Below are 14,937 nucleotides of genomic sequence, written 5' to 3'. Positions count from 1 at the left end.
ATTGATTCTGAGTAAGCCCGATAGTTGGAGAATTTAAGTCAGATGGAAAGCTTGAATCAAGATGCGCTTTTTTTGTGGTTAGCTGCTGATCATTCCCTTAGGTTTGAACGCCAAGGGCAAGTGTTTGAACGTTATCAGGAGTCAGCGATACCAGCAGATTCCGCACGTTTAAGGATTATCTACCAAGAGATATCAGCACAGGCGAGTTTATCGGCGTGGATAGCCCTGCTGGCTCAGTCCTCCCAAATTATCGGCATTAGCGATATTGATCGCCAAGTAGGTTTACATTGTATCGAGTTGGCACTGGTCAGCCCTTTATCACAGGCGCAACTCGAGGCATTTCCCCTGTCTGTCGCTGAGCTACATGTGATCACGTTGGCTTTACCCCGTTTGAATCATCCCGGCCTTCTGGTCATGGACATGGATTCAACGGCAATTCAAATAGAGTGTATTGATGAATTAGCGGCAATGGCGGGCGTAGGAGCGCGCGTAGCGGCGATAACGGAGCGCGCCATGCAAGGCGAGCTGGATTTTGAGCAGAGCCTGCGTCAACGTGTGGCGCAGCTTAAAGGTGCCGATGCCAATATTATATTGACCTTGTGCGCTAACTTGCCTTTGATGCAAGGGCTTGAGTCTATGTTAGTGGAACTCAAATCCCATGGCTGGCGTTTAGTTGTTGCATCTGGTGGCTTTACACCGTTTGTTGGTCATTTAAAGCAGCTGCTAAGACTCGATGCCGCCTTTGCGAATGAGTTAGTGATTACTAACGGAAAACTCGCTGGAGAAGTGACGGGCAAAGTGGTGGACGCGCAGTTTAAAGCAGATGTGGTTGAACGTTGTAGCGAGCAGTGGAACATAGCCAAAGGCCAGAGAGTTGCTATTGGCGATGGCGCTAATGATATTCCTATGGTGATGGCCGCTGATTTTGGTATTGCTTTTCATGCCAAACCTAAGCTTGCGGCGGCGGCAGATGCGAATATTCGTCATTTAGATTTGCGGGTTTTGCCATACCTTTTACAAATGTAAACCGTTAGATATCAGTTGGAATAATGCTTTTGGCATAAGGCTAAGGCAATGATTAGAGTAATGGCTCTTGTCTTTTATTAATGAGCTGGTAGTTTAGATAAATTGATAAACTACCTGTGACTTATTTTGACTCCGCTGACCTCAAACGCTATTTCGACCCTTTCACAGTCCTCAATCTATCTGCCGTATCGCGATGGTCAGCTGCATTTACGCCAGTTATTACCGGCAGCGGCTGATTTTTCTAAAACCCCTATCTTAATGCTCCATGGCGCTATGTCTAATGGACGGGTGTTCTATAGCCAGAGTGGCCGCGGTCTTGGCTGTTTTCTCGCTAAAGCGGGATTTGTGGTATATGTACTCGATACCGCAGGAAGAGGGCTTAGCTTGCCTAAGATTAATCGTGATTTTACCCTTGGGCAGGGGGAGGTGATCCGTGAGCAGCTACCTTTAGTGCAACAAGCCATTCTCGATTTACATCAAACAGCCTGCCAACAACAAACAATGGCTCAAGCGAAAAAAATCGTCGCGCCCTCACAAGTGCATTGGTGCGCCCATTCTTGGGGTGGCGTGTTAATGGCGAGTAGTCTGGCGCGTTATCCTACTTTGCAGCAAAGCGTTCGCTCACTGCTGACTTTTGGCAGCAAGCGCACTATTCGAGTGAAGTCGTTTAAAAAGTGGTTGATGGTTGATGTTTTTTGGAACCGCCTAGCGCCGGGCTTAGCGATGGGGCAAGGTTACCTCGCTGCTGATAAGTTGCGTATCGGTATGGACAACGAAAGCCGAGCCTCGTTAGTGCAGAGCATTGATTGGGTGCGAGGTGATTGGCGTGATCACGACGATGGTTTTGATTATGCAAAAGCGGCAAAGCGCGCTGATTGGCCCACTGCTTGGTTCATTTCAGGGCAAAATGATAACGTGTTAGGGCATCCAGAAGATGTCGCAGATATGGTTAGTGAGTGTGGCTTTAAGCGGATAAAATCGACTTTGTTATCTAAGGCGAATGGCTTTAAACATGATTACGGCCATGCGGATATGTTGACGCATTGGGATGCGCCAACCGATCATTTCCCTAAAATCCGCGATTGGTACTTAAGCTTTGATCTTGCAGTATTAAACCGTTAATACCGCTATTGATATAACGCTGGATATCTTAATTCAACTGCTTGGGTGATATCGAGCAGTTCTCCGACACCAATAATTCGCCACAACTGATCTTCTAATTGTTTTGCTTTGTGGTTTGCATGAATATTAATGTATTCAAGCTCATGGCGCAGATAATTCATATCTGGCTTTTCTGTTGCACCGCGGAAAATACGTAGTGCAATGAAACGACCCGCAACTTTACTTTGTTTAATAAAAGCAATTTGACTTTGCTTATCGCCGACGTTGGTTGCTAACACACATTTTAAATGGATTTTCCCGCGCGACTGGCGCGTGAGTTGAATAAATACTTCAATAAAATCCATTTCTTGCTGTGGTTTCATTTTACGAATGGGATCGAGAATATCTCGCTTAAATAGGCCGTCCTTTAACAGCGGCGTTAAGTCATATTGCAGCGTATCAGAAGTGCCAGCAGCAAAAATATCGCATATATCGTCTTGTTGGGTGCTGACACCCAAGCAGGCAATTTGCGCTGACTTTGTCGTTCTCTCAATAAAATAGGGCACCGAATTTAATGTACGCATCAAAATATTTTTTAAGCCGTCGGCAAGCTCTTTATTTTCGCCATTGCTTTCCGTTAGTTGTTCTAATTTCGCTCTATTATGGCTAATGAGTTTATTTAAAAACTCGACCCCAACATGGGGGGTATGGCCCATTACAGCCGTTAGATGCAGTGTCACTCCATTTTTTCGGGTACGAACTAAACGATAGGGCAGATTCTCTAGTTGAGTTTTACCTGCAATGGTTTGTAGCTTGGGAAAGCTGAGTATCAAGGGCTTATTGGATGAAAAGTCTGTCGCACTATCTAGCGTCAGCTGCATGCCTCGGCTAGAAATATCTAACGTGATCCCTGCGCAGGTCAGTTCGCCTTGAGAAACATTGACTAAGGTTTTAAAGGCGAAACGGGCTTCTTGGCGTCGTTCACTAAATTGCATCGCGATTGATTTAATTTGATGGCTGGTCGAGCGCTGCTGGCCAAAGGTTTTTAGAGCGTTGGCATCGCTTTCATCTTGCCATGCTTTGTAATGCCCTCTGGCATCTTCATTACTGATATCAATAAGCTGAAGTAAATGGCTAAGTTGTGATAATTGCTGCTCGACCAATGGGCTAAATTTTGCTTCATCCCCCGGTAAAGTGGCGTGGCGATACCCTTTGCCATGATAAATTTTATCTGCGGTTAATTTAAATATTCGCCAACTGGGTTTGGTGGAAGCAAAGCCTAAGAATAACGGCATCATGCCCTTAGCTTTTAACTCAGCTAAAGTGGCCGAGTAGAAATACAGATTACCTTGGGCATTATAGGTAAAGCTAAAAAATAGCCCATGGTCGGGGTTTTGCGGATGATTAAATAATGCCGATAACCGCTCTGGCGTTAGCATAGCCGGTATTTGGCTTATATCATTTTCATCTTGAAAATAATGTACTATTTGCTGGTTATCGCGACTGAGCAGCATATGGCTCAAGCCTTGGGTTTGAGTATTAAAATATAAGGGTAAGTGCGGTAGGTGCGGTAAATAGTGGCGTTCAAACCCGAGCCCCGATGCTGTGACTACCACATCATTCACATCGACTTTATATCTTAACTTATAGCCACGGATAAGATTACCTAGCATTTCAGCTAACGCGTCAGTCCCACCGATGCGCCTCAGTCTTAACCAAATATATTCGCTATTGGTTTGGCTATCGACTATCTCATAGTCAACACCGAGCTGCAGATCGGGATAATAAAACTCTTCACTGAGTTCCAGTAATTTAATTTTAAGTGGCTGGTCTAGATTAAAGGGATGATTTGCCGCAACACGAATGCGGGCGCCTCCAATGGATAAATCCGTGGTGATCCCAAGGACTTCGCTGCGGCCCCCTTGCGATGCGCTAATGCGAATACTGTAGTTCATCCGCTCTTCGGCGCGGTTAAAATAGCTGCCTAATACTACGCCAGGCACCATAAAAGGTTCTGGCTCAACTATTTCAATTAGTGGTGCGCTTTGGCGTAATTTTTGGCGACGTTGTTGATGTTCAGCAAGGACATTTTCATATACACCCAAGGTATACTGGTTTCGAAATAAAGAGATAGCTTGATGCAAACTATGTTTGGCGGGCTCATCTAAAAAATGTCGTTGTTGGCCTAGTTTTACTTCTGTACAGGGCAACTCAGATTTATCCCTGAGGTCGATAACCCGTGTGCAAGGTGAGGCCAAACGATTGAGTTCCATTTTTAATAGAAAACGGGTCGAATTGGATTCATCAATCGTCAGCTGTTGAAATATCTCTTGGAAGTTAGGTTCCATCACCAGAGGCTTGAGCTGTTCGATTATCGCGTTGTGGTTATCTAAACTCATTTAGGGTTCTTTTTAATGCTTATTTTGTATTGGACTGTTAGTCTTATGTCGGCAGTATTCGCAGTTACTTAAATTGATTTTATACAGATTTTAATGAGTTATGGCAAAGAATAAAACAGCATACGTGTGTAATGAGTGTGGGCAAGATTTCCCCCGTTGGCAGGGGCAATGTAGCGCGTGTCAAGAATGGAATACGATTACTGAGGTCAGACTCGGTGCGGCTTCACCTGGACAGAGCACTAAGTTTGTCGGTTATGCCGGTGCCAGCAGTAATGAAGTAAAGACATTAGATCAAATCGATCTCAATGCTTTGCCACGGATATTGAGCCATTTCGGCGAACTCGATCGTGTGCTTGGCGGCGGGATTGTGCCTGGCTCAGCCATTTTGATCGGTGGCCATCCTGGGGCGGGTAAGAGTACGCTATTATTGCAAACCCTCTGTCATTTAGCCGAGCACATGCCGGCGTTGTATGTCACTGGTGAGGAGTCTTTGCAGCAGGTGGCCATGCGCGCCCATCGTCTTGGACTCCCGACCAATAAACTGCGGATGTTATCTGAAACCAGTGTCGAGCAAATTTGCCAAGTTGCCCTTAAAGAATTACCCAAAGTCATCGTTGTTGATTCGATTCAGGTGATGCACATGAGCGATGTGGCATCAAGCCCTGGCAGTGTGTCGCAGGTACGCGAATCTGCCTCCTATTTAACGCGTTTCGCCAAAGAAAACGGCATTGCCGTGATTATGGTTGGCCATGTGACTAAGGATGGTAGCCTCGCCGGTCCTAAAGTGTTGGAGCACTGTATCGATTGTTCGGTGATGTTTGAAGGTGATAGTGATAGTCGCTACCGTACTTTGCGCTCCCACAAAAACCGTTTTGGCGCCATTAATGAATTAGGTGTATTCGCCATGACCGAGCGCGGCTTAAAAGAAGTCGCGAATCCATCGGCAATCTTTTTGTCCCGTGGTGAAGAAGAGTCTTCGGGCTCTTTAGTCATGGTAGTGTGGGAAGGCACTCGGCCACTGCTGGTGGAGTTGCAAGTGTTGGTGGATAGCTCGGCGATGTCTAACCCGCGGCGCGTGGCTGTGGGGATGGACGCTAATCGTTTAGCCATGTTACTTGCAGTAATGCATCGCCATGGCGGGTTACAAATGTCGGATCAAGATGTGTTTGTTAACGTGGTGGGCGGCGTAAAAGTGACAGAAACCAGTGCCGACTTAACGCTATTGTTGGCCATGGTATCGAGTTTTCGTGGCGATGTTTTACCGAGTGACTTAGTTGCCTTTGGTGAGGTGGGCTTATCTGGTGAAATTCGCCCAGTACCTAATGGGCAAGAACGCCTAATAGAAGCCGCGAAACATGGCTTTAAACGGGCGATTGTGCCCAAGGCTAATGTACCCAAAAAACCGTTAGCAGGTATGGAAGTAGTGGGTGTTTCTAAGTTGTCTGAAGCGCTAGAAGCAATCTAAATATCATTAAGGATATAAACGCCTTAAACACAAACAGCGCCATTAGGCGCTGTTTGTGTTTATTATCGTGTATTTTAATCAGTCGTATTATGTTGTTTAATAAATAACATCAGTTCACGATTAAGCAAAGAAGCATCACCTAGATTGAGTTCTACCATACGCTTTAGGTGGCTAATACTGTCAACATCGATGAAGTTGCACTTAAGCCCGAGTTGGGCATTTTTTTGATGTACTAACTCAGTTTCTATACGAATTTCAATATCAGATTCTGGCAGAGTAAAGCAGAGTGTAATAGCCTCACCTGAGTTGCTAAAGTGTGGTGGCTCTTCGACCAAAGCACCATTTAGACTCAGATCGAGAATGGTCGTCTCCCATTTCGTTTCGCCCTGCGTCAGACGAGCATCTGTGGCAAATAGAATCCGCGAAAACATGCGTCTTTCGTCCATACCCAATCCTTTTTCTTTCATAGTCAGCTAAAGAGTAGCCCCATCAGTGCCCTAAGCATAAGTCATATTGATGAGACTGTAAAAGCGCAGTTATTTTTTAGGCAATAAGGTTAGCTAGATCGCATATTTCACCTATCACTGATATGCAAATGTGAAAAAGTATGAATAATTCACTTAAGAAAAATAAGAAAAATAAGAGAAATTGAAAATGGCTTATAGTGTGCTGGTTGTCGACGATGAAGCGGTTATTCGTGCGAGATTAAAAGGATATTTTGAAAAAGAAGGGTATCGCGTTATTGAGGCCGCGGATGGCGAGCAAATGTGGTACGAGTTTAATCGTCAACATATCGATTTGATTATGCTGGATATTAATTTGCCCGGTGTTGATGGCTTGAGTTTAACCCGTGAACTGCGTAGTCGCTCCCATGTGGGTATTATTTTGGTATCGGGGCGAGATGAGTCTATCGACAAAATTATTGGCCTTGAAATGGGCGCTGATGATTATGTGACTAAACCTTTCGAGTTGAGGGAGTTGCTGGTACGGGTTAAAAACCTCTTATGGCGAATTTCACTGGTGAAACAAGCTGAGTTAGCGGTTGCAAAAGCCTTATCTCAGCCAGATGATGTGATTTGTTTCGATGGGTTTCAGCTTGAATTAAATAGTCGTAAATTACGCGATGGCGAGCATGTAATTAAACTGACGAAAGCAGAGTTTGAGTTATTGGTCGTGTTTGCCTTGCATCCGCAACAGGTGTTATCCCGCGAGCGTTTGATGCAGCAAACCAGTCATCGTAATCAAGATGTGAATGACAGAACTATAGATGTGATTATTCGCCGCTTACGTAATAAACTCAACGCAGACTTATTTGTGACCATTCATGGTGAAGGTTATCTTTTTGCCGCAAAAGTGGATGATTAGTCGGTTACAGGCCTGACTTTATACAGTGGATAAAAATCGGCTTCTGCTAGGCTGAAGGTTAATGTCGATAAAGCGTTAGACGGCGTCCGCGCTATAATCGCTGGGCCGATATCTCCGAACGGCTTAGCCCCTTCGAGTTGCTTTACGGCAATATCGATAGCCAGTTTTCCCTGCAGCACGACTAAGTCATCATTACTGTAGATGACTTTTTGTCGTTTAAGCCCGCGTAAAATGGCAGGGGACAAGTAACTGCTCACGAGTTTAATTTGTTGGCTTAATCCTTTTTGCTTCAAGGTGCTGATGGCAGACTCAATCGCCACGGCGCTACCGAGAATATAATCTGGCTGCTGGGCTTTAAGTAGTATTTGCAGCTGATCGCGATAAAGATTGCGATTATTATCGGCATGCTGAATGGCACTAATCGAGACTTGGCTGCCTTCGAGTGCTTGACGAATACCTTGTTCAACCCAATCAGTGCCACCTAGGTTTTCTGGCCCAGCAAGGAGCGCTAAGGTTGCTGTTTTATTGGTGTGTGTTGCTTTGGCATCGGCTTTAATGAATTGACCTGCAGTTAGCCCCATTTGATACCAATTTACCCCAATATGGGTTTGCACTTGGTTGCTATTGAGCCGATTAACTAAGGCTATGACGGGTTTGCTGAGCGGTAGTGTAAATTGAGCTAATAAATCTGGGCTCACGGCGCCAAGCAGTATGGCGTCATAATTGCCTTGCATACAGGTTTTGAGCTGTTCGAGTTGTTTTTCTTGGTGGTAATAACTGCCCGCTTCGAAAAGATCAAGGGAGATGCCGAGCGTTTTAGCGTGGTGAATTAATCCATAGTCGATGCCAATCCAGTAGGCATCTTTAAGGTGCGGTACTAGGGCGCACAGATGCCAAGGCTTTTGTGCTGTTGTCAGCGGTAAGTAAGCTAACGCTTGAGCTTGCTGGATTTTAACATTGAATGGCGTACGCTGCTCTAATGGCCAAGTGATTGTTTGACTAGCCGTAATGCTTGAAAATATCAGGCTAAAGGTGGCGAGTGTGAGCGTGGCAAATAGGTGTAATCGCCGCCAATATTTTTGCATAATCCCGTAGTATCCATTTAGCGTTATTTGGGGTGATATTGTAACAGTTTAAGGAAGATGTGTGACTCCTTTATCTTTATCGCGCACCAGTTTAACCGGTCGATTAATGCTCGCCTTTAGTGTGTTAGGCATATTGTTGTTGCTGCTTGTGAGCCTAGGTAGCTTGAGTTTGCATTGGCTAAAACAGGCCGATAGTTATTTATACGAAGAATCCCTGCCAGCATCTCAGGCCGCACGCCAGCTTGTACAAGCCTCTAATGCGTTATCCGATGGCGTACAGCAACTTGTACGGGTTGAGAATGAACGCCAACGTGAGTTTATTGGCCGTAAACTAAATATTGAAAGTGCCAATATGCTAAATGGCATCAAAATATTAACCACTTTAGATGTTAACGAAACACAACATTTATCGGAGCTGGCTAAGCAAATCATCAGTCAATTAACCTCGCTAGGGAACAGTGTTGGCCACCGGTTGACGATGGGCAGTGAGCTACAACTTGCCGCGGGTAAATTATCCATCGCGGCAGGGCGTACCTCCGAATTACTTCAGTCTGAACTGGCGGTTGTTGACTCGGCTATCTTGGCTAAGTTAAGTCAGGCCTATCCCGATATGGCTGGCATGAGTCGTAGCGGCCAACTGCTCGATGATGTCATTGACCGCGAGTTAGATATTCAAGAGCAACTTAATCGAGCCCTTAAGTTAGTCCATCAAATAGCCCTGTTAGGTCAATTATTTGAATCCTCCGAGTTGCAGTCCCAATTGCAATTAAGTGTGCCAAGTTTACTGGCAACCTTTGCCAGCACTAACCCTATGTATCGTCATAACATTGCTGAGCCCACACTGGCGAGTGCAATGGACAGGGCGTTAGTCCATAAAATAGAGGATACCGAGCCAAGTGGCGTGAGCATCGATTTAATGGCACTTGATAATGTGCCTGAAATTATTCGCGATCCTGGTCGATTGCAGGCCTTAAAAACCAAATTAGCCGTACTGGCAGAAACCCCGCAAATCATTAAACTGCAACGGAAATTGAGCTTAACGCTACAGCAACAGCAGCGGCAACAGCAGGAGTTAGCCGAAAAGCTTTATGGGCTCAATACCTTGGTAGATAGTGCGCTCAATCAGCAACAACAGCAGGCTGAAGTGGCACGCAGCGATTATTTACAGCAGATGTCCCTCGCTCGGCTTGGACTTTGGGGCACGGGTGCCTTGATGTTTGTCGTAATGGGGTTGGTGATTTATCGGGTGATTTATCGTGGTATCGCACTAAGATTAAATAAGGCAACTAAAGCTATGTCGCGTTTGAGCTTAGGCGACACAGATGTGAGCTTAGATGCCCATGGCGATGATGAATTGACTGCAATGGCGAATGCTATCGAAGCCTTTAAACGGAAAACAGCCCATAATCTTAAATTACAGGCAGATTTACGTCAGGTTGCCGATGAATTGACTGAACACAAAAAGGCGTTAGAACAGACCGTTGCCACTCGTACGCAACAACTTGCTGAGACGAATATCCGCCTTGACGCCGAAGCTAAAGGCCATGCTAAGGCACGGCAAATAGCCGAAGATGCAAGTCAGGCAAAATCTCAGTTTCTTGCGACTATGAGCCATGAAATTCGTACACCGCTAAATGGTTTACTTGGCACCTTAACCTTGCTCGGCCACAGTCACTTGCCTCCCGCACAGCAGCAAATGTTAGCTCTGTCGCAATATAGCGGCACGTTACTGCAAACTGTGTTGAATGATATTTTGGATTTTTCGCGTTTAGAGCAAGGAAAATTAACCCACGAGCCAAGGCCTACCGATATTAATAACTTACTTGATGAAGTGCTGGCGATCATGGTGGCGGGCGCCAATTTGGCAGGGCTTAGCCTAACAGTGAACAAGCCTAAATTACCCCGCTGTATCAATATTGATGGTCCTAAATTGCGTCAAGTGCTGTTTAACCTAATTGGTAATGGCATTAAATTTACTCAGAAGGGCGGCGTGACGCTAAATGTCAGCCTGCAAGGGGCTAAATTGTCTTTTGTCGTGCAGGACACTGGCGTAGGTATTACGCCTGCTGCACTAGAGACTCTGTTTGTTCCCTACGCCGCTTCGCCTAACCCCGGGCGTAGCCGCGGCACGGGGTTAGGGCTCGCTATTTGTAAACAATTAGTTGAGTTGATGGATAGTAGTGGTCGGGGGATTTGGGTTAAAAGTCAGCCTGAAAAGGGCAGTGAGTTTGGCTTTACGCTGGCCTTTAGCGAATGCGATATGACCCATGCTATAGGAGTAAAAGAGAGCGCCTTAGTCCCCATTAGGCGAGTGCTGGTGGTAGAGGATAATAACGTTAATGCTATGGTGGCGCAGGGTTTTTTAGCGCATTTAGGCCATGAGTCAGTGCTTGCTATCAGCTGCCAGCAGGCGCTTGAGCTTGCTTCATCAAGCGGCTTAAACTTTGATGCTGTGATGCTGGATATCCAGCTCAGTGACGGTTCAGGTATCGATTTATTACCGCAATTAAAAAGCTTGTTCGCCACGCCTAAGGTTAAATTTGCCGCCTTCACCGCGCAGATGCAGAGTGAGGATTTACAGCTTTACCATAAGGTAGGATTTGATACCGTACTCGCTAAACCTCTGAGCCTACAAACCTTAATAGAATGGTTAGGCGTTGCTGTCGCTCTATCACCCAGTGCCGCATTGACAGTGCCATCGGCGGCCAATAACGCGCAAGCCTCGGTATTGGCTCCAATGGCATTAGCGTCTACAGCGCAGGCTATTGATGATGAACCATTATTAGATTTAACACAGTTAGAGCAAGATAAAGAGGTGCTTGGTGTCAATGCGCTTATTGCTATGTTTGAGTTATTTAGTGATTCCAGTGCTGAACAAATTGCCAGTTTGTCACCCGCTGCAACTAATTGTGACGCAGCAAAACTGCTACATGCACTTAAAGGCAGTAGTGCCAGTATGGGGTTGATAGCGTTAGCGCAATTAGCGAAGAGATTAGAAGTAGTGCCAAAAAGCAGTGCTGATAATGTGTTAGAACTTACCCAGTATCAGCAACTAGAGTCTTGCTGGCGGGCATCGATAGCCGCTTTACAGCAATGGTTAGAACCGCAGAGTTAGTTAACTTATCGGTTTGTTGGCTATTTATGGTCGATAGCCGGAGTTAAAGTGGGTTAATAAAGGCAAAAAGCGAATGTCATCGGCATGATATTCGCTTGGTTGGTTAACTCAACACTAACGGATTAATGCAAGCTTGAGCCAATTTATGCCAGCTGTGGTTCAAACTGTAAGGTATCTTGCTTCACCCACTCGAGAGTCAGTATTGCCACCGCGCTATAAAAACCATTTTTGTCGCATTTGATCAGTTGTGCTGTAAACGTGGCTAACCAAGAATTGATGCAGGTTTCCAAAAAACGCAATTGGGTGCTGTCATCACTGTGACAACATAAGTGCGCCATATAGGCGAGCATAACGGCCAAATGGTCTGCAGGCTCTGGAAAATGGCTTTGTACCTGTAATTTACTTTGGTGCAAAAACTCACTCATTTGTTGATGTTGCTGACCAAACAAGAGTGGCTCCTCTTCCGTATTTAAATACAGGCTCGCATAGGGTGAAGCGCTGTGCTTAGTGCCGACAAGGAAGATACCGCAGTAATCGGCAGCGAGTTCGAGCAGTGCCTCATGGTCTTGTATTCCATTGAGTCTGCAGCGTATTTTATCTACAGATGGCGATAACTGAGTGTCGCTACCAAGCTGGATCCAGAATTGCTGCGCCGCTTCGCTAGTAAGCTCTTTAAGCCTTTTCTCATCAATTTCGCGGGCAAACAGTGACGATAATAGTTGATAAACCAAGGCTCTGGCATGGTTGATATCGACTTGGCTCATTGTATATTCCTCAATGTTGATGCTTAAGTTTGGCGCTAAGATTGAATACTTAGATTTTGGGGATTAGATTTTTACACGCAGGATACGCCATATTCGGCGCACCCAGCGTGATGGGTTTAAGCTTAGATTTCAACTTCCAGTGGGCCATCGAAGGAGCTGACCTTAGGTACTTTACCTTGGTATTTCTCAAACTCAACTAAGCAAGTATAAGCAGAGCAAGCTTGGGCAAGCTTTGATGTGCCTATGTCCAAGGTGAGAGTGTTAGGATCGCCATAGCTACACAGGGCGCCCACTTCAGCACCGCCCTCAACGCTGCCATCTTTACCCACAGGGCCATACCAGGCGCCTTCGTGAATACGCACAACGCCTTTAGGGAAATTGTTTGATATCACTGCGCCCGCCAACAGTTGGCCACGGTCGTTAAAGACTCGTACGATATCGCCATCTTTGATGCCGCGCGCTTTTGCGTCGACAGGGCTGATATACACAGGCTCGCGGCCATTAACTGTGTAGGTTTCGCGGTACTCTTGCGATTCACACATCTGCGAGTGCAAACGTTTATCAGGATGGCAAGATTGTAACCACACTGGGTGTTTGTCTGAGCCAGGTCCGCCATGGCTACGCTCGGCTTTTTCCATCCAGGTTGGGTGGCCTTTACAGTCGTCGTAACCAAACTGGTCTATTTTACGGCTAAATATTTCAATTAAGCCTGATGGCGTGCCTAGTGGATTGATTTCAGGATCGTCTCTAAAATCAGCATGGCGCGTCCATACTTCTCCATCACCAAAATGTACATAACCTTGTTTCCAGAAGGTGGCAAAGTCTGGCATGTCGAATTTGCCTGCATTAGCGGCTTTACAGTCGTTATAGAGGTTTTGGATCCATTCCATTTCGCTCAAATTACGCGTGTATTCTTTTTCTTTGCCAAGCACGGCGGCAAAACGAGTAAAAATTTCAAAGTCAGACAAACTATCAAATAGCGGCTCAACCATTTTTTGCATGGCCAAAATACCGCGGTTGGCGTAAGCGCCATAAACATCAAGATCGTTGCGCTCATAAGTCGTGCAAGCAGGGAGCACAATATCCGAGAAACGACAGGTCGCTGTCCAGTTCACATCGATACTGACCACGCACTCTAACTTATGGAAGGCCTGCTTCATGCGGTTTCTATCTTGATGGTGGTTCCATGGATTATTACCTGAGAACACCATCATTTTAATATCGGGATAGACCACTTTTGAGCCGTTGGCGTCAATAGTTTTACCGGGTTCGAGAATCGCGTCAATCCAACGGGCAACCGGAATGGTACTGCTAGCGCCCTTAAAGTCAGTGCTATCGAAAAGCGGTTTTTGATTTTCGTCTAAGTTACGTGGAAAAGCCCCCGGCGCCGCGGCGCCCGATGCAGGTACACCAATACTTGAGTAGTGGTGACCATAGCTAATGCCACCACCTGGCAGACCAATTTGGCCAATCATGGTCGCTAACACCGCTGCCATCCAATAGGGTTGTTCGCCGTGCTGTTGGCGCTGAATACACCAACCCATCATAAATTGGGTGCGGCCTTTAACTAAGGTTTTAGTCAGGTCGCGAATAACATGGGCCTCAATACCGCAGATGGGCGCGGCCCATTCAGGGGTTTTGGCTATGCCATCTTTAGTGCCCATAACATAGGGAACAAACTCTTCAAAGCCTAGGCTGTAACCTTGGATAAATTTATCGTCGTAGAGTTTTTGACTAATCATCTCGTGGGCGATAGCCAACATTAACGTCACGTCGGTTTGTGGGTTGACGTAAAGTTGCTCGCAATCTAAATAGGTTTGGGTTTTTGATACCACGGGATCGATACTGATCACCCGAATCTTGCCTTGTTTGACCTTTTCTTTTAGCTGCGCAAGGTAGGCAAATGATTCGTGAGTTTCAGCATTCCAACCCACTTGTAGGTTTTTATACGGATCGTTTGACCAGAGGATAATAGTATCGCTGTGCTCTAAAATCAGCGGCCAAGAAGTACCTTGGGCGTAAACCTCCGTCGAACCTAATACATAAGGCATGATGGTTTGGCCAGCGCCAGTCGAATAGTCGCCAATTTTCTTCACATAATTGCCGTGCATACCCACAGCGCGCTGCATATGGCTGGTGCAAGAATGCAGTTGACCCGTGGCTCGCCAACCCGTTTGCCCCGCATGTAGGCCCGATGGACCATATTTGGTTTGTACTTCATCGAGTGAATGTTTAAACAGTCTTAATGCTTTATCCCATGTGACCCGAACGAAGCGAAAATCACCCCGTTGCAAAGTATTACTTTTATGGCCCTTGAGTAAAAAATCTAAACGCACCATAGGGTAACGCACGCGAGATGGGTTATAGACCATGCCGCGGATACCGTTAATCATGTCCGTTGGGTACTTGTCGAGGTCAAAGGGTTTTACCTCGGAAATTACGCCATTTTTGCGCTTAATTTTAAAGGCGCCAAAGTGTGAGCCTGTAGTTAACCATTCGTCTTCATTAATGCCTGTTTTGGCTAAGGCATTTAAGGGCGCTAACACTGAGCTGCCACCTAAGGCGACGAAAGAGGATGAGGCGATGCCTTTTAAAAAATCTCGTCTGTTCATGGTAT

The 14,937-nt window shown here is 45.9% G+C and carries 10 protein-coding genes; 5 read left to right on the top strand and 5 right to left on the bottom strand.

Annotated elements, in window-relative coordinates; genetic code table 11:
* Positions 1–42 precede the first annotated feature (42 nt).
* Both serB and ACRN9H_RS04420 read left to right on the top strand, forming a co-directional pair.
* On the top strand, positions 43–1,026 hold the full coding sequence (gene serB, locus ACRN9H_RS04425) for a phosphoserine phosphatase SerB (RefSeq protein ID WP_432312621.1): 984 nt from the start codon (positions 43–45) through the stop codon (positions 1,024–1,026).
* Between the two features lie 126 nt (positions 1,027–1,152).
* On the top strand, positions 1,153–2,148 hold the full coding sequence (locus ACRN9H_RS04420) for an alpha/beta fold hydrolase (protein ID WP_220772867.1): 996 nt from the start codon (positions 1,153–1,155) through the stop codon (positions 2,146–2,148).
* A gap of 5 nt (positions 2,149–2,153) precedes the next feature.
* Here the strand turns inward: ACRN9H_RS04420 and ACRN9H_RS04415 are convergent, their stop codons facing one another.
* Positions 2,154–4,526: a PilZ domain-containing protein gene (locus ACRN9H_RS04415; RefSeq protein ID WP_432312620.1), complete on the bottom strand. Its 2,373-nt coding sequence runs from the start codon at positions 4,524–4,526 to the stop codon at positions 2,154–2,156.
* A gap of 100 nt (positions 4,527–4,626) precedes the next feature.
* On the opposite strand from ACRN9H_RS04415, the gene radA reads away from it, so the two are divergent.
* Positions 4,627–5,991: a DNA repair protein RadA gene (gene radA / locus ACRN9H_RS04410; protein ID WP_263187697.1), complete on the top strand. Its 1,365-nt coding sequence runs from the start codon at positions 4,627–4,629 to the stop codon at positions 5,989–5,991.
* A 74-nt stretch (positions 5,992–6,065) separates the two neighbouring features.
* On the opposite strand, the gene ACRN9H_RS04405 is transcribed toward radA, so the two are convergent.
* On the bottom strand, positions 6,066–6,437 hold the full coding sequence (locus ACRN9H_RS04405; protein ID WP_432312619.1) for a PilZ domain-containing protein: 372 nt from the start codon (positions 6,435–6,437) through the stop codon (positions 6,066–6,068).
* 208 nt (positions 6,438–6,645) lie between these two features.
* On the opposite strand from ACRN9H_RS04405, the gene torR reads away from it, so the two are divergent.
* On the top strand, positions 6,646–7,356 hold the full coding sequence (torR, locus tag ACRN9H_RS04400; protein ID WP_220772871.1) for a two-component system response regulator TorR: 711 nt from the start codon (positions 6,646–6,648) through the stop codon (positions 7,354–7,356).
* Here torR and torT read toward each other — a convergent pair.
* Positions 7,353–8,444, bottom strand: a complete 1,092-nt coding sequence (gene torT, locus ACRN9H_RS04395; protein WP_220772872.1) for a TMAO reductase system periplasmic protein TorT — start codon at positions 8,442–8,444, stop codon at positions 7,353–7,355. The genes torR and torT overlap by 4 nt on opposite strands.
* 58 nt (positions 8,445–8,502) lie before the next feature.
* On the opposite strand from torT, the gene torS reads away from it, so the two are divergent.
* Positions 8,503–11,556 (top strand): TMAO reductase system sensor histidine kinase/response regulator TorS, encoded by a 3,054-nt coding sequence (gene torS / locus ACRN9H_RS04390; RefSeq protein ID WP_432312618.1) that lies wholly within the window; start codon positions 8,503–8,505, stop codon positions 11,554–11,556.
* A 143-nt stretch (positions 11,557–11,699) separates the two neighbouring features.
* Here the strand turns inward: torS and torD are convergent, their stop codons facing one another.
* Both torD and torA read right to left on the bottom strand, forming a co-directional pair.
* A complete protein-coding gene (gene torD, locus ACRN9H_RS04385) occupies positions 11,700–12,320 on the bottom strand; it encodes a molecular chaperone TorD (RefSeq protein WP_432312617.1) in 621 nt (206 codons plus the stop codon).
* 122 nt (positions 12,321–12,442) lie between these two features.
* Positions 12,443–14,932 carry a trimethylamine-N-oxide reductase TorA gene (gene torA / locus ACRN9H_RS04380; RefSeq protein WP_432312616.1) on the bottom strand — a complete coding sequence of 830 codons (2,490 nt, stop codon included), beginning with the start codon at positions 14,930–14,932 and terminating at the stop codon, positions 12,443–12,445.
* Positions 14,933–14,937 lie beyond the last annotated feature (5 nt).

Origin of the sequence: Shewanella sp. MF08487 (assembly GCF_050848685.1) — a bacterium.
In the GTDB taxonomy this organism is placed as follows: Bacteria; Pseudomonadota; Gammaproteobacteria; order Enterobacterales; family Shewanellaceae; genus Shewanella; species Shewanella glacialipiscicola.
The sequence above is the reverse complement of the archived record's forward strand: the minus strand, read 5'-3'. Positions and strand labels throughout refer to the sequence as shown.

What these genes read in the sequence shown, in the direction of transcription:
- torA (WP_432312616.1), bottom strand. Translation starts at nt 14,932, where the DNA reads ATGAACAGACGAGATTTTTTAAAAGGCATCGCCTCATCCTCTTTCGTC.
- torR (WP_220772871.1), top strand. Translation starts at nt 6,646, where the DNA reads ATGGCTTATAGTGTGCTGGTTGTCGACGATGAAGCGGTTATTCGTGCG.
- serB (WP_432312621.1), top strand. Translation starts at nt 43, where the DNA reads ATGGAAAGCTTGAATCAAGATGCGCTTTTTTTGTGGTTAGCTGCTGAT.
- ACRN9H_RS04415 (WP_432312620.1), bottom strand. Translation starts at nt 4,526, where the DNA reads ATGAGTTTAGATAACCACAACGCGATAATCGAACAGCTCAAGCCTCTG.
- ACRN9H_RS04405 (WP_432312619.1), bottom strand. Translation starts at nt 6,437, where the DNA reads ATGGACGAAAGACGCATGTTTTCGCGGATTCTATTTGCCACAGATGCT.
- torD (WP_432312617.1), bottom strand. Translation starts at nt 12,320, where the DNA reads ATGAGCCAAGTCGATATCAACCATGCCAGAGCCTTGGTTTATCAACTA.
- radA (WP_263187697.1), top strand. Translation starts at nt 4,627, where the DNA reads ATGGCAAAGAATAAAACAGCATACGTGTGTAATGAGTGTGGGCAAGAT.